This is a genomic window from Pseudomonas sp. NBRC 111140 (assembly GCF_001320885.1).
Taxonomy (GTDB): Bacteria; Pseudomonadota; Gammaproteobacteria; order Pseudomonadales; family Pseudomonadaceae; genus Aquipseudomonas; species Aquipseudomonas putida_P.
Genome location: NZ_BCBQ01000006.1, coordinates 74395 through 93648, shown reverse-complemented (window position 1 = coordinate 93648; position 19254 = coordinate 74395). Strand labels below are relative to the sequence as shown.

17 protein-coding genes are annotated in these 19254 nt (G+C 63.5%); 10 read left to right on the top strand and 7 right to left on the bottom strand.

Translation table 11 applies throughout. The features are described 5' to 3' along the window. The first annotated feature begins 19 nt into the window (after positions 1 to 19). Entirely contained in the window at positions 20 to 1357 is a 1338-nt protein-coding gene (locus APH42_RS03715; RefSeq protein ID WP_060492754.1) for an aromatic acid/H+ symport family MFS transporter, read from the top strand. Between the two features lie 111 nt (positions 1358 to 1468). Next, positions 1469 to 2752, top strand: coding sequence for a salicylate 1-monooxygenase (salA, locus tag APH42_RS03710; protein WP_060492753.1), 1284 nt, complete (start codon positions 1469 to 1471; stop codon positions 2750 to 2752). A 26-nt stretch (positions 2753 to 2778) separates the two neighbouring features. On the opposite strand, the gene APH42_RS03705 is transcribed toward salA, so the two are convergent. Next, on the bottom strand, positions 2779 to 3741 hold the full coding sequence (locus APH42_RS03705) for an XdhC family protein (protein WP_012273191.1): 963 nt from the start codon (positions 3739 to 3741) through the stop codon (positions 2779 to 2781). Between the two features lie 105 nt (positions 3742 to 3846). Here APH42_RS03705 and APH42_RS03700 point away from each other — a divergent pair, with 105 nt between their 5' ends. Next, positions 3847 to 4485 carry a TetR family transcriptional regulator gene (locus tag APH42_RS03700; protein WP_060492752.1) on the top strand — a complete coding sequence of 213 codons (639 nt, stop codon included), beginning with the start codon at positions 3847 to 3849 and terminating at the stop codon, positions 4483 to 4485. Positions 4486 to 4488: 3 nt separating this feature from the next. Here the strand turns inward: APH42_RS03700 and APH42_RS03695 are convergent, their stop codons facing one another. From APH42_RS03695 to APH42_RS03680, 4 genes are all read right to left on the bottom strand, one after another. After that, positions 4489 to 8052, bottom strand: coding sequence for a molybdopterin cofactor-binding domain-containing protein (locus APH42_RS03695; RefSeq protein ID WP_060492751.1), 3564 nt, complete (start codon positions 8050 to 8052; stop codon positions 4489 to 4491). After that, positions 8049 to 8522, bottom strand: a complete 474-nt coding sequence (locus APH42_RS03690; protein ID WP_012273188.1) for a (2Fe-2S)-binding protein — start codon at positions 8520 to 8522, stop codon at positions 8049 to 8051. Before APH42_RS03690 ends, APH42_RS03695 begins: the two co-directional genes overlap by 4 nt. A gap of 200 nt (positions 8523 to 8722) precedes the next feature. Further along, positions 8723 to 9199, bottom strand: coding sequence for a MarR family winged helix-turn-helix transcriptional regulator (locus APH42_RS03685; RefSeq protein WP_012273187.1), 477 nt, complete (start codon positions 9197 to 9199; stop codon positions 8723 to 8725). A 69-nt stretch (positions 9200 to 9268) separates the two neighbouring features. Beyond that, positions 9269 to 10321: a 2,5-dihydroxypyridine 5,6-dioxygenase gene (locus tag APH42_RS03680; protein ID WP_060492750.1), complete on the bottom strand. Its 1053-nt coding sequence runs from the start codon at positions 10319 to 10321 to the stop codon at positions 9269 to 9271. 320 nt (positions 10322 to 10641) lie between these two features. Here APH42_RS03680 and nicC point away from each other — a divergent pair, with 320 nt between their 5' ends. The 6 genes from nicC (at position 10642) to APH42_RS03650 (ending at position 16969) form a co-directional block, all read left to right on the top strand. Beyond that, on the top strand, positions 10642 to 11790 hold the full coding sequence (gene nicC / locus APH42_RS03675) for a 6-hydroxynicotinate 3-monooxygenase (protein WP_060492749.1): 1149 nt from the start codon (positions 10642 to 10644) through the stop codon (positions 11788 to 11790). Then, positions 11787 to 12593 carry an N-formylmaleamate deformylase gene (nicD, locus tag APH42_RS03670; protein WP_060492748.1) on the top strand — a complete coding sequence of 269 codons (807 nt, stop codon included), beginning with the start codon at positions 11787 to 11789 and terminating at the stop codon, positions 12591 to 12593. The genes nicC and nicD overlap by 4 nt, the downstream gene beginning before the upstream one ends. A gap of 13 nt (positions 12594 to 12606) precedes the next feature. Further along, entirely contained in the window at positions 12607 to 13359 is a 753-nt protein-coding gene (locus APH42_RS03665) for an Asp/Glu racemase (protein WP_012273183.1), read from the top strand. A 14-nt stretch (positions 13360 to 13373) separates the two neighbouring features. After that, positions 13374 to 14015: an N-carbamoylsarcosine amidohydrolase gene (locus APH42_RS03660; protein WP_012273182.1), complete on the top strand. Its 642-nt coding sequence runs from the start codon at positions 13374 to 13376 to the stop codon at positions 14013 to 14015. A 208-nt stretch (positions 14016 to 14223) separates the two neighbouring features. Next, positions 14224 to 15537 (top strand): MFS transporter, encoded by a 1314-nt coding sequence (locus APH42_RS03655; protein WP_060492747.1) that lies wholly within the window; start codon positions 14224 to 14226, stop codon positions 15535 to 15537. 139 nt (positions 15538 to 15676) lie between these two features. Then, positions 15677 to 16969, top strand: coding sequence for an OprD family porin (locus APH42_RS03650; protein WP_060492746.1), 1293 nt, complete (start codon positions 15677 to 15679; stop codon positions 16967 to 16969). A gap of 83 nt (positions 16970 to 17052) precedes the next feature. Here APH42_RS03650 and APH42_RS03645 read toward each other — a convergent pair whose 3' ends face one another. Both APH42_RS03645 and APH42_RS03640 read right to left on the bottom strand, forming a co-directional pair. Next, positions 17053 to 17238, bottom strand: coding sequence for a hypothetical protein (locus tag APH42_RS03645; RefSeq protein ID WP_060492745.1), 186 nt, complete (start codon positions 17236 to 17238; stop codon positions 17053 to 17055). A 292-nt stretch (positions 17239 to 17530) separates the two neighbouring features. Then, positions 17531 to 18571 carry an alpha/beta fold hydrolase gene (locus tag APH42_RS03640; protein WP_060492744.1) on the bottom strand — a complete coding sequence of 347 codons (1041 nt, stop codon included), beginning with the start codon at positions 18569 to 18571 and terminating at the stop codon, positions 17531 to 17533. A gap of 205 nt (positions 18572 to 18776) precedes the next feature. Between APH42_RS03640 and APH42_RS03635 the strand changes: the two genes are divergently transcribed. Further along, positions 18777 to 19133 (top strand): SH3 domain-containing protein, encoded by a 357-nt coding sequence (locus APH42_RS03635; protein WP_012273177.1) that lies wholly within the window; start codon positions 18777 to 18779, stop codon positions 19131 to 19133. Positions 19134 to 19254 lie beyond the last annotated feature (121 nt).

Genomic DNA, 19254 nt, shown 5'->3' with positions numbered 1-19254 from the left:
CAACTACAAGAGCGATGCCATGCGAAATATCAATGCAGCGGCCCTGCTGGAACGGGCCCGGTTCAATGCCTTTCACGCGCGTTTACTGTTCTGGTGCGCGCTGATCATCATCTTCGACGGCTATGACTTGGTCATCTATGGCGTGGTACTGCCATCGCTGATGGCCGAATGGGGCCTGAGCGCGGTACAGGCGGGGGCACTGGGCAGTTGCGCGCTGGTCGGGATGATGGCGGGGGCGCTGTTCTTCGGTTCGCTGTCGGACCGGATCGGGCGGCGCAAAACCATCATGACCTGTGTCTTGCTGTTCAGTGGCGTCACGGCCTTGAATGGGTTGGCCACTTCACCCGAAACCTTCGCGCTGTGCCGCTTTGTTGCCGGGCTGGGGATCGGCGGTGTCATGCCCAATGTGGTTGCGCTGATGAACGAGTACGCACCCGGCAAGATGCGCAGCACCTTGGTGGCGATCATGTTCAGTGGCTATTCGCTGGGCGGCATACTGTCGGCTGGGCTGGGCATGCTGTTCATTCCCCAGTGGGGCTGGCAGGCGGTGTTCTATGTGGCTGTGATACCGCTGTTGCTGCTGCCGTTGCTGATCCATCAATTGCCCGAGTCCATGGACTTTCTGTTGCGCAGCGGTCAGGCCGAACGCGCCAAGGTTTTGCTGGCCCAGGCCACATCAGACTATTTGCCGGAGCACGATGACCAACTCAGCTTGGTCGCTACGCGGGCTGGGAAAGTGTCGATTCGGGAGATTTTCAGTGAAGGGCGGGTGGTAAACACGCTGACGTTGTGGGCGGCATTCTTCTGTTGCCTGTTGATGGTTTATGCATTGAGTTCGTGGCTGCCAAAGTTGATGAGCAGTGCGGGCTATGGGCTGAACTCAAGCCTGGCATTTTTACTGGTGCTCAACTCGGGTGCGATCGTTGGGGCGATTGCGGGTGGCTGGCTGGGTGACCGTGTGGGTATCGCCAACGTGTTGCTGTGCTTCTTCGCCTGCGGTGCGCTGTCGCTCAGCCTGCTTGCGCTAAAGGTGCCCGTGGCGGTGCTGTACCTGCTCATCGCCGTGGCTGGCGCTTCTACCATTGGCACGCAGATTTTGGCCAATGCCTGCGCGGTGCAGTACTACCCGCCACACATCCGTTCCACCGGACTTGGGTGGGCAATGGGTATAGGGCGGCTGGGGGCAATCGTCGGGCCGGTACTGGGCGGTGTGCTGCACAGCGCGAACCTGCCTTATCAAAGCAGTTTCCTGGCGTTTGCCATACCGGGCGCCATTGGCGCCGTCGCCATTCTGCTGTTTATCCGGCGTCAGGTTGTGGCAACGCGAAGCCGGGGCGTTCAGCGAGTTACCGGCTGAGGAATATTCAGGTAGGTGATGGCGTTTATGGGTTTGGCGATATTTATCAATGGTCTGCCAGCAGTAATGATCGGCTCACTCCAATAACAATCAGCCCCGAGGTACCTTGCAATGCAACAGGCTACTGCACTTGAAGTTTCCATAGTTGGCGGTGGTATCGCAGGTGTCGCACTTGCGCTCGATCTTTGCCGCCATGCGCACTTGAACGTCCAACTGTTCGAATCGGCTGCGGCCTTTGGTGAAGTAGGCGCAGGCGTCTCTTTTGGTGCCAATGCGGTGCGTGCCATTGCCGGATTGGGCATTGCCGAGCCCTATGCCAGGATCGCCGACAGCACGCCGGCACCTTGGCAAGATGTGTGGTTCGAATGGCGTGATGGGCGTGACGCGCAATACCTGGGCAGCAGTGTGGCAGAAGGGGTTGGGCAGTCGTCGGTACACCGGGCTGATTTTCTCGATGCGCTGGCCAGCCAGTTACCGCCGGGCATCGCCCAGTTCGGCAAGCGTGCGCAGCAGGTCGAGCAGGTGGGGGAGCGTGTGCGGGTGTGCTTTACCGATGGCACGGAGCATCACTGCGACGTGTTGATTGGTGCCGACGGCATCAAGTCATCCATCCGTGACCACGTGCTCGACGGCCTGGGTGTTGCGCGGGTGGCGCCGCGTTTCAGTGGCACATGCGCCTACCGTGGGCTGATCGACAGCGCGCAGTTACGTGAAGCCTGTTGGGCGCGCGGCGTGGGTGAGCATCTGGTCGATGTGCCGCAGATGTACCTGGGGCTCGACGGCCATATCCTGACCTTCCCGGTCAAACAGGGGCGGTTGATCAATGTGGTGGCGTTCGTGTCGGACCGCAGCCAGCCGAATCCAGCCTGGCCAAGCGATGCGCCTTGGGTGCGTCAGGCAAGCCAGGCCGAAATGCTCAAAGCGTTCGAGGGCTGGGGTGATGCGGTGCAGGTACTGCTGGAGTGCATCGCCACACCTTCCCTGTGGGCACTGCATGATCTTGCTGAACTGCCGGGGTATACCCATGGTCGAGTGGGGCTGATTGGTGATGCTGCTCACGCCATGCTGCCGCATCAGGGCGCGGGGGCCGGCCAGGGGTTGGAGGATGCCTGGTTGCTGGCACGGTTGCTGGCCGACCCGAATGTGCTCGGTAGCCCTGTGCAGACAGTGCTCGAGGCGTATGACGCGGTACGGCGACCGCGTGCTTGCCGGGTGCAGCGCACCTCATGGGAAGCGGGTGAGCTGTATGAGTTCCGTGACCCTGCCGTGCTGGACGATCCGCAGTTGCTCGGCAAGGTGCTGGGCGAGCGGTTCGATTGGTTGTGGAACCATGATCTGCAGAATGACCTGAAACGCGCCCGTCAATTGTTGGGGTTGCAGGTGCAGGCTGCCTGAATGGCAGGGGGCCGTGGTGCCAGGCGTTACAACGCATTTCGCGCCTTGCCCCGGTATACCCGCAGCACATCCGCCATCACCGCCAGCGCAATCTCCGCTGGCGACTTGCTGCCCAGGTCCAGCCCGATAGGCATGTGCAGCCGTTCGATCTGTTCGTTCGTCAAGCCGCCAATCCGCTGCAACCGCTCGGCGCGGCGGGCTGATGTGGCTGCCGAGCCCATGGCGCCGATGTAGAACGCCGGCGTATGCACCGCCTCCATCAAGGCCAGGTCATCGATTTTCGGATCGTGAGTCAACGCCACCACGGCCGTAGCGGCATGGCAACCACCCGCCGCGATGAACAGCGAAGGCAGTACCCGGTGCATCTGTACGCCTTCTATCTCGACACTCGCCATCTCCTCGCGCGGGTCGCAGGCAATGACCTCGCAGCCCAGCGTGCGAGCGATATCGGCACAGGCCTCGGCGACCGGCGACAGCCCGGCCAGCACCAGCCGCAAAGCGGGGCCGATACCGATGTGCACGGCGCCGTCGTCCATGCGCACGGCAACGCTATTGTCACCATGCAGGCTGACACTACCCGCCGGCAGACAGACCTTGCGCGTCACCCGTTGCTGGCCCAGCAGCGCCCCGCGAAGGGCCTGCAGATGCTCCAGCCACGCGCCATCCGCCTGCCGCCGCTCTACCAGCACCACCAGCACGCCGCCGCAGGGCAGGCGCAAGCGCCGGCTCTGCTCGTGCCCGTCGCCATAGCGCATTACCTGTGCCGGCTGGGTGAATGCACCGTGCGCCAGGCTGGCGAGGAACTCCTCTTCCACGCAGCCGCCGGACAAAGAACCGACCCACTCATGCGCGCTGCGGCAGGCCAGCATCGCGCCGGGCGAGCGGGGGGCCGAGCCATAGGTGGACAGCACCGTGCACAGCCACACCGTATCGCCGGCACGGGCCCATTGCAGGGCTTTGTCGATCACCTGCAGGTCGAGATGCTGCATGTTCCGCTACCTCGCTCGTATCGTGTCAGCCCAGCCGAAAAAGCCGCGCAATGGCCCAACGTCTGTGGCAGTGTTGGGTATCTGGCCAGCCCCACAGGGACCGACATGCAAACTCGCAAAACCGGTGTTCGCGCCCAGCAGGCCGACCGCACCCGGGACAACATTCTCAAGGCTGCCGTGAAGGTCTTCAGCAAGGAAGGCTTCAGCGGTGGGCGCATCGAGCAGATCTCCACGCTGGCCAAGTCCAACGACCGGATGATCTATTACTACTTCGGCAGCAAGGAAAAGCTGTTCATCAGCGTGCTGGAGCACATCTACGCCAGCTTCAACCAGGCCGAAGCCAAGCTGCGCCTGGACCTCGCCGACCCGGAACAAGCCCTGCGCGAGCTGGTGGCGTTCATTTGGGACTACTACGTGCGCCACCCCGAGTTCGTCACCATCCTTGCCACCGAAAACCTTCACCAGGGCCAGCACGCGCGCAAGTCGCAAAACCTCAGGGCGCTGTCCGGCGAGGCGGTCGGCGTGCTGCGGCCGATCATCGAGGCCGGCCAGGCCAAGGGCCTGTTCCGGGACGACATCGACATCACCCACGCCTACCTGATGATTGCCTCGCTGTGCTACTTCTATAACTCCAACCGCCATACTCTCAGCTCGTTCCTGGCCGTGGACCTGGCCGACAAGCAGGCCAAGGCCGACTGGCTTGCCTTTATCAGCGACCTTGCCTTGCGTGGCCTGCGCCGCTGAACCTCAGTGGCTGCCGGGGTTGGCGCGTATTTGCGCGGCCTTGGCCGCCAGCCCTTGCCAGGCGGGCTTGTCGGCGGCAAAACGCTGGCGCAGGTAGGCCGCCAGGTCGGCTACCTGACGGTCAGACAGGCTGTCCTTGAAGCCGGGCATGTAGCCCAGGTCGGGGGTTGCCGGGGTCGCAATGCCGTGCAGCACCACGCGCAGCAGGTTGTCCGGCAGGTCGCTGTGGACGTTGCTGTTGACCGCCATCGACGGGCTGACACCAAACAGTTTTGGCCCCAACCCATCGCTGTGGCAGGCCATGCATGCGCCTTTGAAAACCCGCTCGCCGTTGCTCAACGACACTTGCGTGTCCGCCTGAGGTGCGGCCTTGGCCACCTGTGCCTGTGGCTCACCATCGAGTGAGCTGAGGTAATGGGCAATGGCCCGCACATCGCTTTTGGGCAGGGTGGCCAGTTCGCTGACCACCGGCCCCATGGGGCCGGCCGCCACGCCGTGCTTTTCCGAAAAGCCGGTGCTCAGGTAGCTGAACAGTTCATCTTCGCTCCACGGCGTCGCTGACTTGCCCAGGGCGTTCAGGGCCGGGGCTTCCCAGCCATCGACCATGCCGCCGGCGAGGTAGCTGCTGCCGGCTTTTTCGGCACCCATCAGGTTGCGCGGCGAGTGGCAGGCCGTGCAGTGCCCCAAGCCGTCGACCAGGTAGGCACCACGGTTCCACTGTTCGCTGCGTTGCGGGTCGGGCTGGTATTCACCGCGTTGCAGAAACAGCGCGTTCCAGCCGGCCATCAGTGGCCTCTGGTTGAACGGGAAGCGCATCTGGTTGGCCGGCGCTGCCTGGCGTACCGGCGTTTGCGACATCAGGTAGGCGTACAGCGCTTGCATGTCGGCGTCGTTGATGTTGCGAAACGAGGTGTAGGGAAAGGCCGGGTACAGGTGCCGGCCATCGCGGCTGATACCCTCGCGCATGGCCCGCTCGAAGGCGGCGAATGACCAGCGGCCGATGCCGGTTTCCGGGTCGGGGGTGATGTTGGTGCTGTACAGCGTACCGAAGGGCGTGTCCATTGCCAGCCCACCGGTATTCACCTTGCCGCCGCTGACCGTATGGCACACGGCGCAGTCGCCGGCCGCTGCCACCTGGCGCCCGCGTTCGAGCATCGCGGCGCTCCAGCTGCCGGCGCCAGGCGGGGTTACCGGGGCGATTTCGGCACGCCAGGGCAGGGCGGTGGCAAGCATGCCCAAGGCGGCACCGAACACCCCGGCGAGCGAGCCGAACCACCATTTGGAGCGTTTGGTCGTCGGCTGCGCCGGCGCGGGCGCATCAGGCCCCTGGCCTTCACCGCCGAGGGCGGCACGCACCCGCTCGGCCGTGATCGGCAGTTCGCGAAAACGAATGCCGGTGGCGTCGAAAATGGCATTGGCGATGGCCGCCGCGCTGGGTACCGAGGCCGACTCGCCACTGCCCATTGGCGGCTCGTGCTGGCGGGGTAGCATCATCACGTCGATAGCTGGCAACTCGGGGAAGGTCATGATCGGGTAGCCACCCCATTCCTTGCTTGCCACCGTCGACTCCTCGAAGCTGACCTGCTCCTTGAGCACCCGGCTGGTGGACTGGATGACGTTGCCGTGGATCTGGTGACGCACGCCCTCGGGGTTGACCATCATCCCGGCATCGTGACCGATCACTACACGGGTGACGGCGACTTCACCGGTGCGCCGGTCTACCGCGACATCCGCCACCCATGCCGCCCAGGCTGCGCCGAAGCCGGGGAACTTGCTGTGGATGTAGCGGGCATAGGCAAAACCTCTGCCGCGCAGTACGTCACCGTCGGCCTGCGCCTGCCTGGGCTGGGTATGCGGCTGCCATTGAGCACGTTCGGCGGTGGCCTTGACCAGGTCGATGGCGCGCGGATCGGACAAGTGCTTGAGGCGGTATTCGACCGGGTCGACGCCTGCGGCGAAGGCCAACTCGTCGATGTACGATTCGTGGGCGAAGCTGTTGGGCATGGCCGACACGCCGCGCATCCACGAAGCGCGCACCAGTGGCGTCATGTCGTTGATGGTGACGCGCATGTGTTCGTAGTCATAAGGCGGGATCGAGGTGCGGTCGCCCATTTCGAACAGTGCCGGCACCGGCTCCACGGCGCCGGTCAGCAACAGGGCCAGGGTAGGTGCGCCATTGGACGGGTAGCTGGTCTGGAAGTCGTAGGCGGCCACGCTGCCGTCGGCGTTAAGGCCGCCGTCGATCTCCATCAGTTGCGCGGTGCCCTTGGGCTCCCAAACGTGTTCCTGTTCACGGGTCAGCTGCACTCGCACTGGGCGCTGCACCGCACGCGACAGCAGCACCGCATCGGCACACACGTCATCGGCGCAATTGCGGCCATAGCAGCCGGCGGCCTCCATGCGGATGATCTCGATGCGCGCTTCGTCGCACGCCAGCAACCAGGCCAGGTCGGCGCGCAGCAGGTGCGGGTTTTGCGTGCCGGACCACACGCGGATCGGCCCCTCGGTGAAGTCGGCCAGCGCGCACGACGGGCCGATCGAGGCATGCAACTGGTAGGGCCACAGGTAGCTGCGGCTCAGGCGCTGGCTGGCGTTGGCGAGGCCACCGTCCACATCGCCCTGGTCCAGCACCGTGCGCTGCACGCGTGGGTTATCGCGGATGGCCTGGGCGATATCGCTTAGGTCAGGCAGCTTGCCTGTGAATGGCTTCCAGCTGATTTTCAGCTCATGGGCTGCACGGATCGCTTGCTCTTCGCGCTCGGCCACCACGCCGACGAAATCGCGGATGACCACCACGGCCACCACGCCAGGTATGTGGGCGATGGAGGACTCATCCACCGCCAGCAGGCTGTTGCCGACGAAGTCGCCGCTGTCGTGGCCGGCGTAGGGCGGGCGGATCACCCGGCCGTGAAGCATGCCGGGCAGCCGCATGTCGTGCACATAGGTCAGCTCGCCGGTGGCCTTGCCGGGGATATCTACCCGTGCCGCGCTGCGCCCGACCAGGCGGTAGTCCTCGATGGCTTTGAGCGGGGCATCGTCGGCAATAAACAATTGATGATTTTCACCCTGCACCAGTTCGGCAAAGCTCAGCGTGCCGCCGTTGCTGCCGATAACTACGCCGTCTTCAATGCGCAGCGCTTCGGGCGCGCAGCCAAACCGTTGCGCGGCCTGTTGCAGCAGATGGCGCCGCGCCGTCGCGGCGGCCTTGCGCAGGGGCACGGCGGAAATCTGCAGGGTGGCGCTGGCGATGGTCGCGCCCTGGTTCGGTGCCCGCTCGGTGTCGCCCAGCACCATGTGCACCTGGTCCATACGCAGGTCAAGCTCTTCGGCGACGATCTGCGCCAGCGAGGTGCGGATGCCGGTGCCCAGGTCGACGTGGCCGTTGAAGGCGTAGACCATGCCGTCGTCGCTGACGGCGATGAACAACGCCAGCTCGCGCTCCTTGACCACAGGTGTCACGCCCTTGGCCACGGGGCCCGAGGGCGGGGTGATGTGGTCGACGATCAGCAGTACGCCGGTCTTGGCCAGCAACTGGTCGCGGCTGGGCACCTGTTGAGAGTGGTTCATGCTTTTCTCCGGGTCTCGGCGGCGCGGCGCACGGCGCGCAGGATTTCGACGTGGGTACCGCAGCGGCACAGGTTGCCGGACAGCTCGTTGCGAATCTGTTCGTCGGTGGGGTCGGGAATGCGGTCGAGCAGGGCCTTGGCGGTCATGATCATGCCGTTCATGCAGTAGCCACACTGGGCCGCCTGTTCGTCGATGAACGCCTGTTGCACGGGGTGTGGCGCAGCCTTGTTGCCCAGCCCTTCGAGGGTGGTGATGTCGCGGCCTGCAGCGCCGGCCAGGGGGATGACGCACGAGCGTGCGGCCACGCCGTCGATGATCACCGTGCACGCCCCGCATTCGCCCAGGCCGCAGCCGTACTTGGGGCCATTCAGGCACAGGTCGTTGCGCAGGATCAGCAGCAGCGGGGTGTCGGGCATGGCGCTGACGTCGACCGGCTGGCCGTTGATCCGCAGGGAGATGGTTGTTTGCATTGTTGGCTCATCTCTGGAGGTTGCTTGCGCTACCAAAGGACTCAAATGGTGCGTGAGTTTCGGTAAGTACTCACTACATGAAATGAGTGAGCAAGAAGCAGGCCAGGGATGAATTCAGAGGGAGGGTGCAGCCTTGTTTCGGGGTGCAGGGAGGCCTGTGCAAGCGGCCTTGTGTCGCGAAAGGCCGCTTGCACAACCGGTCAACCCGCGCTGTCGTCGCTGTCGATCATCTTGCGCAGCAGGTACAAAATGGCCACGCGCTCACCGGCATTGAGGCTGCCCATGCTCAGTTCGCTGATCTGCCGGGCGCAGGGGATCATTGCATCGAGCAATGCCGCACCGCTGGCGGTGAGTTCGACGATGACCTTGCGCCGGTCGCCCGGGTCGGGCGAAAGCTGCACCAGTTCGCGTGCCTTGAGGCGCTCGACGATGCCGCGGATGGTGGCCTGGTCCACAGCGGTGGCTTTGATCAACTCGGCCTGGGAGCTGGGGCCGTGGTCGCGCAGGGCGCACAGGGTGACGAACTGAATCGAGGTAAGCTGCGGGTCGCAGGCCTGCTGCTGGAAAATCGCCGTGTGCCGCTGATAGGCCTTGCGCAGCAGGTGGCCGACCTGTTCAGTGACGTCGTAGGGGGTGGTGTCGAGCGGGGCGCTGCTGGGTGTGGTTTTGTTCGGCATAGGATGGCTTGGGCTGGTGGAAAGGTGCTGGCCGGCCGCCAATAGCGGAGCGCCCGGCCAGTATAACCCCTATCGCGCGCGCGACTCCTCTGGTGCGACTACATCGCCCGCCAGCACCACGGCCTTGTCATCCAGGTAGATGTCGCAGTTGCGCAGTGGGATGTCCAGGTGGCACGGGGTCTTGCGTTTGCCGCCGACCTCGGTGTTGGGGCCGGTGGAGAAGAGGAAGTTGCCGTAGAACGCACGGGCATCCATGCACATGCCGTCGTTGCGGTCGTGCAGGCCCATGGCTGTCCACTGCGCGCGCGGCTGCAGGCCCCAGCCGATGTGCGAGATGCCGTACACCTCGGGGTCATTGAAGTACTTCATGTAGTCGCGCAGGTACTCGGCCTCGAAACCGCCATGGATACCGGTGATGAAGCCTTTTTCGATCTCCAGGGTAATGCACTCGCGGCAGTAGTTCTTGAACGGCAGGATGATGTCGCCCACGTCCAGCACCAGCGTGCCCTCGGCGCTGTCCTCGTTCGGCCAAGTGAACAAAAAGCCGCTGGGCCAGTGGTCCCAGCGCCCCGGCTCGTCGGCATAACCGTACTCGGTCACGGCCGGGTACTGGCCAAGCGGGGCGTGGAAATCGCTGCCGGCCTTGGACCGTACATGCAGGCTGCGCGCCTGCTTCAGCAGGGTTTCGGCGGCCAGTACCCGACGTTTGTCGTCTTCGCTCGGCAGCATGCGCGCCAGCACTTCTGGCGGCTCCACGGCCAGCAGGATGCGCGTGCCGGTCTTGAGGATCTGCTCCTGCTCAGGCGAGTGCAGCAGCATCATGGTGTCGACCACCAGGTCAGCTGCCTCCAGCGCCCGCTGCGCCGCCAGGTTGCCGGTGAGCGCGGTGTCGCCGCAGTAGGCGGTCATGTCGTTGCCCATGGCGGTCGGGTGGTTGAACGCCGGCAGCTCTACCGCATATACCTTGGCCTTCAGGCGCTGCGCGGCCTCCATTGCGGCGTTGACCGTGCGTGGGTCGGAGTAGTGGCTCTTGAGCACGGCCACGCTTTGCGTCTCGTCCACGCGGGACAGCTTCAGTACGTGCTCGAACATCTGGGTCAGTTGTGCATTGCTCACCGGCATCGGGGTTCTCCTGGTGGCGTTGACGGGGATGCACCGGGGCGGTGCCTGGCGCTTCATCTCGGTGCAAAGTAATAGTGTGTACACCCTACTTTTGCAGATGAAAGCGCATCCCGCCGGCAAGCGCAAGTGCTCTCTAAAACGTTACCTATCCACACATTGGCTCAACGTTTGCGGTAACAATCTGCCATTTATCGTTTCGATCAGGTGTTTGAAAAATATTTTCAAGAACCTCTTTCCAAAAAACATTTACAGCGTATACGCTCTAAATCGTCAGACGGTCGAACCGCTGGCCACACATCAGAACAAGAGGAGAGATACCCATGCGGGGTAGGCAGAAAATCGCAATCGTCGGTGCAGGTCTGGGTGGGGCAGCCGCCGCCACGTTGCTGCAGCAGGCCGGGTTCGATGTCGAGGTGTTCGAGCAGGCGCCAGAGTTCACCCGCCTGGGGGCGGGCATTCATATCGGCCCTAACGTGATGAAGATCTTCCGCCGCATGGGGCTGGAGCAGAAACTGGAACTGATGGGCTCGCACCCGGACTTCTGGTTCAGCCGCGATGGCCACAGCGGCGATTACCTGTCGCGCATCCCGTTGGGCGAGTTTGCTCGCCGCGAGTACGGCGCCGCCTACATCACCATCCACCGTGGCGACTTGCACGCGTTGCAGATCGAGGCGATCAAGCCGGGCACCGTGCACTTTGGCAAGCGCCTGGAAAGGATCGTCGACGAAGGCGACCTGGTCCGCCTGGACTTCGCCGACGGCACCCACACCGTGGCCGACATCGTCATCGGTGCCGACGGCATCCACTCGAAGATCCGTGAAGAGCTGCTGGGTGCCGAAGCGCCGAACTACAGCGGCTGGGTGGCGCACCGCGCGCTGATCCGCGGGGTGAACCTGGCGCAGCATGCCGATGTGTTCGAGCCTTGCGTCAAATGGTGGTCCGAGGACCGCCACATGATGGTCTACTACACCACCGGCAAGCGCGACGAGTACTACTTCGTCACTGGTGTGCCGCACGAAGCCTGGGACTTCCAGGGCGCGTTCGTCGACAGCAGCCAGGAAGAAATGCGCGCCGCCTTCGAAGGCTACCACCCCACCGTACAGAAACTGATCGACGCCACCGAATCGATCACCAAGTGGCCGCTGCGCAACCGCAACCCGTTGCCTTTATGGAGCCGTGGGCGCCTGGTGCTGCTGGGCGACGCCTGCCACCCGATGAAGCCGCACATGGCCCAGGGCGCGTGCATGGCCATCGAGGACGCGGCCATGTTGACCCGCTGCCTGCAGGAGACCGGGCTGTCCGACCACCGCACCGCGTTCGCGTTGTACGAGGCCAACCGCAAGGAACGGGCATCGCAGGTGCAGTCGGTTTCGAACGCCAACACCTGGCTCTACACCCAGGAAGACCCGGCTTGGGTCTATGGCTACGACCTGTACGGGCAGCAGCTGAAAAGCGGGGAGGCGGCATGAGCACCTTCGTCGCCGGCGGCAACGTCAGCGCCAATGGCATCCGCCAGCATTACCTGCGCTATGGCGGCAAGGGCCATGCGCTGATCCTGGTGCCGGGCATTACCAGCCCGGCGATCACCTGGGGCTTCGTCGCCGAGCGCCTTGGGCAGCACTTCGACACCTATGTGCTGGATGTGCGTGGGCGCGGCTTGTCTTCAAGCGGCCCGGAACTGGATTACGGCACCGACGCTTGTGCCGCCGACATCCCGGCCTTTGCCGCAGCGCTGGGCCTGGACAGCTACCACCTGGTCGGGCACTCGATGGGCGCGCGCTTCGCCATTCGCGCGGCAGCCCGAGGCGCACCGGGGCTGCAGCGGCTGGTACTGGTCGACCCACCGGTGTCCGGGCCGGGCCGCCGCGCCTACCCGAGCAAGCTGCCGTGGTATGTCGATTCGATCCGCCAGGCCACGGTTGGCATGAGCGGCGAGGACATGCGTGCCTTCTGCGCTACCTGGAGCGACGAGCAACTGGCGCTGCGTGCCGAATGGCTGCACACCTGCTACGAGCCGGCGATCGTGCGCGCCTTCGACGATTTCCATGAGGTGGACATCCACCAGGACCTGCCCACCGTGCGCCAGCCGGCGCTGCTGATGGTGGCCGGGCGCGGCGGGGTGATCGAGCCACGCGACATTGCCGAAATCCGCGAGCTCAAGCCGGATACCCAGGTTGTAACGGTAGACAACGCTGGCCACATGATCCCTTGGGATGACCTTGAAGGTTTTTTTGCCGCCTTTGGCGATTTCCTCGACCAACCCCTTGTCTGACGGAGCACGAGACATGACCAAGCTATACCGCATCGGCCAGATCGTGCCGAGCTCGAACACCACCATGGAAACCGAAATCCCGGCGATGCTCCACGCGCGCCAGGCGATCCGCCCCGAACGCTTCACCTTCCATTCCAGCCGCATGCGCATGAAGCAGGTGAAGAAGGAGGAGCTGGCCGCCATGGACGCCGAGTCCGACCGCTGCGCCGTCGAGCTGTCCGACGCCAAGGTCGATGTGCTGGGCTACGCCTGCCTGGTGGCGATCATGGCCATGGGCCTGGGCTATCACCGCCAATCGGAAAAGCGCCTGCAGCAGGCCACTGCCGATAACGACGCACTGGCACCGGTCATCACCAGTGCCGGGGCGTTGGTCGAAGCCTTGCATGTCATGAAGGCCAAGCGCATCGCCATCGTCGCACCGTACATGAAGCCGCTGACCGAGCTGGTGGTGAACTACATCCGCGAGGAAGGCTTCGAGGTGCAGGACTGGCGCGCGCTGGAAATCCCCGACAACCTCGCCGTGGCCCGCCACGACCCGGCCAACCTGCCGGGCATCGTCGCCGGCATGGACCTTGAGGGCGTCGATGTGGTGGTGTTGTCGGCCTGCGTGCAGATGCAATCGCTGCCGGCGGTGGCCAAGGTCGAGGCGCAAACCGGCAAGCCGGTGGTCACTGCCGCCATCGCCACCACTTACGCCATGCTCAAGGCGCTCGACCTGGAACCGGTCGTGCCGGGTGCCGGTGCCCTGCTGTCGGGTGCCTACTGAAATCGGAGACGGACATGAGCGACGCACAAAGCGCCCGTGACAACTACCAAGGGGTGTGGGGCCAACGCATTGGTTTTGGCCGCAAGCCGGCCCTGTTGATGATCGACTTCATGCAGGGCTATACCACCCCTGGCGCACCGCTGTACGCGCCGGGCGTGGTTGCGGCGGTCGAGCAGGCCGCCGGCCTGCTGGCGCTGGCCCGCGACTGCGGCACTTTGGTGGTGCACACCAACATTCGCTACCAGCCGCCGCATTTCGCTGACGGCGGCGTGTGGGTGCGCAAGGCACCGGTGATGAAGGACATGGTCGAAGGCAACCCGTTGGCCGCCTTCTGCCAGGCCGTCGCGCCACAGGCAGGGGAGGTGGTGCTGAGCAAGCAGTACGCCAGTGCCTTCTTTGCCACCAGCCTGGCCCCGCTGCTGCATGCGCAAGGGGTGGATACCGTGGTGCTGGCGGGCTGCTCGACCAGTGGCTGTATCCGCGCCAGTGCGGTGGATGCCATGCAGCACGGGTTTCGAACCATCGTGGTGCGCGAGTGTGTCGGCGACCGCCACAACGACCCGCACGAAGCCAACCTGTTCGACATCGACAGCAAGTACGGCGATGTCGTCACCCGGCAGGATGCCATGCAGCAACTCAGGCAACTGGCCGGCTGAACGCCGGGCAGCCCTGAGCCAATAACAATCAAGGAACGGTGCGGGAAGCCCGTCCATGACCGCCTGCTGTCCGGGCGGTCGCCCCGCAGGAGCACTCGGGGTATTCAGGCGTTGCCCAGGCACGCCGCGTATAGTGCGCGGGGTGCCCGGCGCGTCGAAAACTGCTGGCCTTAAAACAACCACAAAGTCGCCCGCCAGGAGACAGGAAATGCCAATTGCGAATGCAACCACGGTCCACAGTGACATCGACCATGGCACGAAAGCGCTGTATAGCAAGATCACCTGGAGGCTCATCCCCTTCCTGTGCTTCTGCTACCTCGCAGCTTATCTGGACCGCATCAACGTCGGCTTCGCCAAGCTGCAGATGCTCGAAGACTTGCAGTTCAGCACAGCGGCCTATGGCCTGGGTGCCGGGCTGTTCTTCGTCGGCTACATCATCTTCGAGGTGCCGAGCAACCTGATCCTGCAGCGCGTTGGCGCCAAGCTGTGGATCGCCCGCATCATGATCACCTGGGGCCTGCTGTCGGCCTGCACCATGTTCGTCACCAGCACCACCCAGTTCTATATCCTGCGTTTCCTGCTGGGTGCGGCCGAGGCCGGCTTCCTGCCCGGCGTGCTGTTCTACCTGACCATGTGGTACCCCACCTACCGGCGCGGGCGCATCATTGCCCTGTTCATGATCGGGCTGCCCTTGTCGAGCGTGATCGGCGGGCCGATTTCTGGCTGGATCATGGGGCATTTCGACCAGGTTCACGGTTTGCACGGCTGGCAGTGGCTGTTCCTGCTGGAGGCGATCCCCAGCGTTTTGCTTGGCATCCTCACGTTCTGGGCATTGCCTAACCATTTCCAGCAGGCCAAGTGGCTGTCGGTTGACGACAAGGCACAATTGGCGGCGGACCTAGCGGCTGATGATGCCGAGGGCAAGGACAGCAAGCACAGCTTCCGCGATGGCTTCTTCAACCTGAAGGTGTGGATGCTCGGGGGTATCGACTTTTCGATCCTGCTCAGTGCCTATGCCATGGGCTTCTGGATGCCGACCTTCATCCGTGATGCGGGCGTCAGCGACACCTTCCATATCGGCCTGCTCACAGCCATTCCGAGCCTGGCTGCACTGGCCGGCATGCTGATGATCGGGGCCAGCTCCGACCGCCATCGCGAACGCCGCTGGCACATCATCGTGCCGTTCATCATCGGTGCAATCGCCATGGCCAGCAGCACCTTGTTCAGCCACAACCTGGTGATGACCGTGGTGTTGTTCGCCATTGCCTCGGCAGCGATCATTGGCGCGGTGCCGGTGTTCTTCAGCCTGCCGGCGACCTTCCTCAAAGGCACTGCAGCCGCCACTGGGTTTGCCCTGGCCTGCTCGGTGGCCAACATCGCCGGCCTGGTGAGCAACTCACTGATGGGCGTGGTCACCGACCTCACCGGTACCTCGCACGCTGCCCTGTGGGTGTTTGCCGGCTGCCTGATCCTCAGCTGCTTCCTGGTCATCGCCTTGCCGGCGAAGCTGGTCAACCGCTAGCGGCCCAGCGCTTCACGCAACGGCAGGGCAGGCGGGCCGGGTGCCCGCCTGCCCGCCCTCTCTCGATGCAACCCGCACGTCGGTGGCCTTATCAGGCCACCGCGCCGGGTTGCTGTTGCCCGAATCCAGGAGTAGCCCCATGCAAGGTTTCACTGCACCGCGTTTTTCTTCGTCTGCGCGTCTTGCCGGCGGTTGTATTGCCGCAGCGTTGTGTGCCGAGGCTTCGGCAGAAGAGGCCGGTTTCATCGAAGGTGCCCGCGCCACACTGCAAGCGCGCAATTACTTTTTCAGCCGCGATTATGCCGATATCAAGGGCGCGAGCACCCAGTCGCGTACTCAGGAATGGGCACAGGGCTTTATCCTCAATGCCAGCTCCGGTTACACCCAGGGCACCGTTGGCGTCGGTGTGGATGTTACTGGCCTGCTTGGCTTCAAGCTCGACAGCAGCCCGGCGCATGCCAAGTCCGGTTTGCTGCCCAGCCTGGACAGCGGCAAGTCGGCGGACGAATACAGCCGTTTGGGGGCGGCGATCAAGTTCAAGGTGTCGCAGACCGAGCTGAAGGTGGGCGAGTTGATGCCCAACCTGCCTGTGCTGTTGTTCAGCGACTTGCGCCTGCTGCCGCCGACCTATCAGGGCGCGATGCTGGAATCGCGCGAGATAGCGGGGTTGACCCTGAATGCTGGCCAGTTCCGCTCCACCAGCCTGCGCGACTCGTCCAACAGCCAGAAGATGTACGCACTGGTCAACGACCCGATCAACCCGGCGCGGTTGGCGCGCTTTACCAGCGACCGCTTCAACTACGTGGGCGCCGACTATGCCTTCAACGACAACCGTACCAGCGTGGGGGTGTGGCAGGCGCAGTTGGAGGATATCTACCAGCAGCGCTTCTACAGCTTCAAGCACGCCGAGCCGCTGGGGGACTGGACGCTTGGGGTCAATGCCGGCTATTTCGATGCCCGCGAGGACGGGCGCAAGATTGCCGGCGATTACGACAACCATGCGTTGTTCAGCCTGTTCTCGGCCAAGACCGGTGGGCATACCTTTTACCTGGGTTACCAGCAGATCGGCGGCGATGATGGTTTCATCCAGGTGGGTGCCAACACCAACCCGATGGGCAATACGCTGCCGACCTATGAGTTCTCGGCGCCGGGTGAACGCTCGTGGCAGGTGAGGCATGACTACAATTTTGTCGCTTTAGGCATGCCGGGCCTGACGTCGACCCTGCGCTATGTGAAGGGGCGGGACGTGGACACCGGGCTGGGCTTCGAGGGGCGTGACCGCGAGCGCGATCTGGACCTGGCCTATGTGGTGCAAAGCGGGCCGCTGGCTGGGCTGGGGATACGCGTGCGCAATGTGATGGCGCGCTCCAATTACCGCACCGATATCGATGAGAACCGCTTGATCCTCAGTTACACGGTCAAGCTGTTCTGAAGTCGATTGCCAGTGCAGCGCGGCCTTTCGCGACACAAGGCCGCGCTGCGCGTCTGCGGCATGCTTTGCAGGAGCGGTGACGATCACTGCAAGGTTACGGGCTTCAATGTAGCCGGTAACTGTGAAACCGCAGCCTCCAGCCGCTCGATCGGCCCAGCGAGCAGGTCTGCTTCCTTGTCCTTGCCCTCACTTCTCAGGCGATCGCGCTCAGCACGCAGGTTAAGCAAGTTTTTTTGTAGCTTCAGGGCCGAGGCGTTGAACGGGTCCATGCTTTTCTCATGCTGTAGGCGTCCGTGCCGTTGTAGGAAAAGTGGACCGTAGCAGCTCGAATTTGCTGAAGAAACTGATGTTTCATACAGGCAAATTCCGCTGCTACATTACTTCCTACACTGCGAGGTAAAAGATCCTACAGCCTGCGTTTCAACTCATGTCTTCATAATCACGCTCAACGTCCAGTGTTTGCTGGGCTCAATCGCCTTTCGACGGATAGATCGTTCAACCTGGCCAAGCCCAGAGTCTGTCGTGCCTTTGAAACCTTACGTAGCAATTGCCGTCCGCAGGCTACATGTGGTCCGCATCGACCACCGCCTTGGCAAACGCCTGTGGTGCTTCCTGCGGCAGGTTGTGGCCGATGCCACCGCTGATCAGCCGATATTCGTACTTGCCGGTAAAGCGCTGCGCATACGCTTCGGCCGGTGGGTGCGGGGCGCCGTTGGCGTCGCCTTCCAAGGTAATGGTCGGTACCGTGATGCTGGGGAAACTGGCCAGCTTGGCTTCCAGGGGGTCATAGCGTGTTTCGCCCAGGGCCAGCCCCAGCCGCCAACGATAGTTGTGCACGGTAATCGCCACGTGGTCGGGGTTGTCCAGGGCCTTGGCGCTGCGCTCGAAGGTGGCATCGTCGAAGGCCCAGCTGGGCGAGGCGGTTTGCCAGATCAGTTTGGCGAACGCATGCCGATTCTGTTCATAGCCAGCCTGGCCGCGTGGGGTCGCGAAGTAGTACTGGTACCACCACTGCAGCTCGGCGCTGGGTGGCAGCGGGGCTTTGGCGGCCTCCTGGCTGCTGATCAGGTAGCCACTGACTGACACCAGTGCTTTGACCCGCTCGGGCCACAGCGCCGCGACGATATCGGCGGTGCGTGCACCCCAGTCGAAGCCGGCGAGTACAGCGCGCCGGACATGCAGCGCATCCATGAACGCAATGACATCGCTGGCCAGCGCCGTGGGCTGGGCATTGCGTGGCGTTTGCGCGGACAGGAAGCGGGTCTGGCCGTAGCCGCGCACGTAGGGCACCAACACTCGGTACCCTTTTGCCGCCAGGTCAGGTGCAACTTGCTCAAAGCTGTGAATGTCATAGGGCCAGCCATGCAGCAGGATCACTACCGGGCCATCGGCTGGACCTTGCTCCACGTAGGACACGTCGAGCACGCCAGCGTTTATGTGTTTCAGCGGGCCGAAGTTGTCTGCCACCACTGCTGCCTCGGGCTGCGCGGGTGCAGCGGTGGCGAGGTTCACGGCCATCAGCCCAAGCGGCAACAGGGCGCAGGCAAGCAGGGTATGGCGGGAACGGCGTGGCGGGGTGGTGGTCGAGTGATGGGCGGGCATCGGGCGTCTCCTTGGCAAAGCCAGCGGTGCGAGGTGATGGGGCCAGTAAAGATGACGCCTGTATCGCCGATATGTCCGAGTAGCCTGCAGGAAACGTTCTTGTGTATCAGGTCTCAATTTGTACACATAACGATACAAGTACCGTGCAGCGGCGGGATGTTCCGCCTCTGCTACGATCGATGGTTTTCCGGCCAAGGAGAGGCCCATGCATTACGTAGTCATCGAACCCCACCGCAGCGAGTACCCCCAGCCTATTCGCTTTGCCAAGGGCACCTTGCTGGACATCGGCCCGCGCTACGAAGGCGAGCCAGGCTGGCAGGACTGGTACCTGTGCACCTGCGCAGGCCAAGCGCCAGGCTGGGTGCCGGCGCAGCTGATCGAGCGGCTCAGCGTGTGCCAGGGTAGGGCGCTGGACCATTATTCAGCGCACGAGCTGGATGTCGACCCAGGGCAGCGGGTGCAGATGGTGCGTCCGCTCAATGGCTGGGTCTGGTGCCGACGCCAGGGTAATGGCGAGTTGGGCTGGCTGCCTGCAGAAAAGCTTCAGAGGGTTTCCATCTGATCTGCTTTTTTTCCACAAACCTGAATCTGTAACCGTATCAGCCCAGGCCCGACAATATGCCCATCCCCGCATCACAACTGTAGAGGTTCCAATGGGCAAGCTGGCGCTGTTCCTGGGTGGT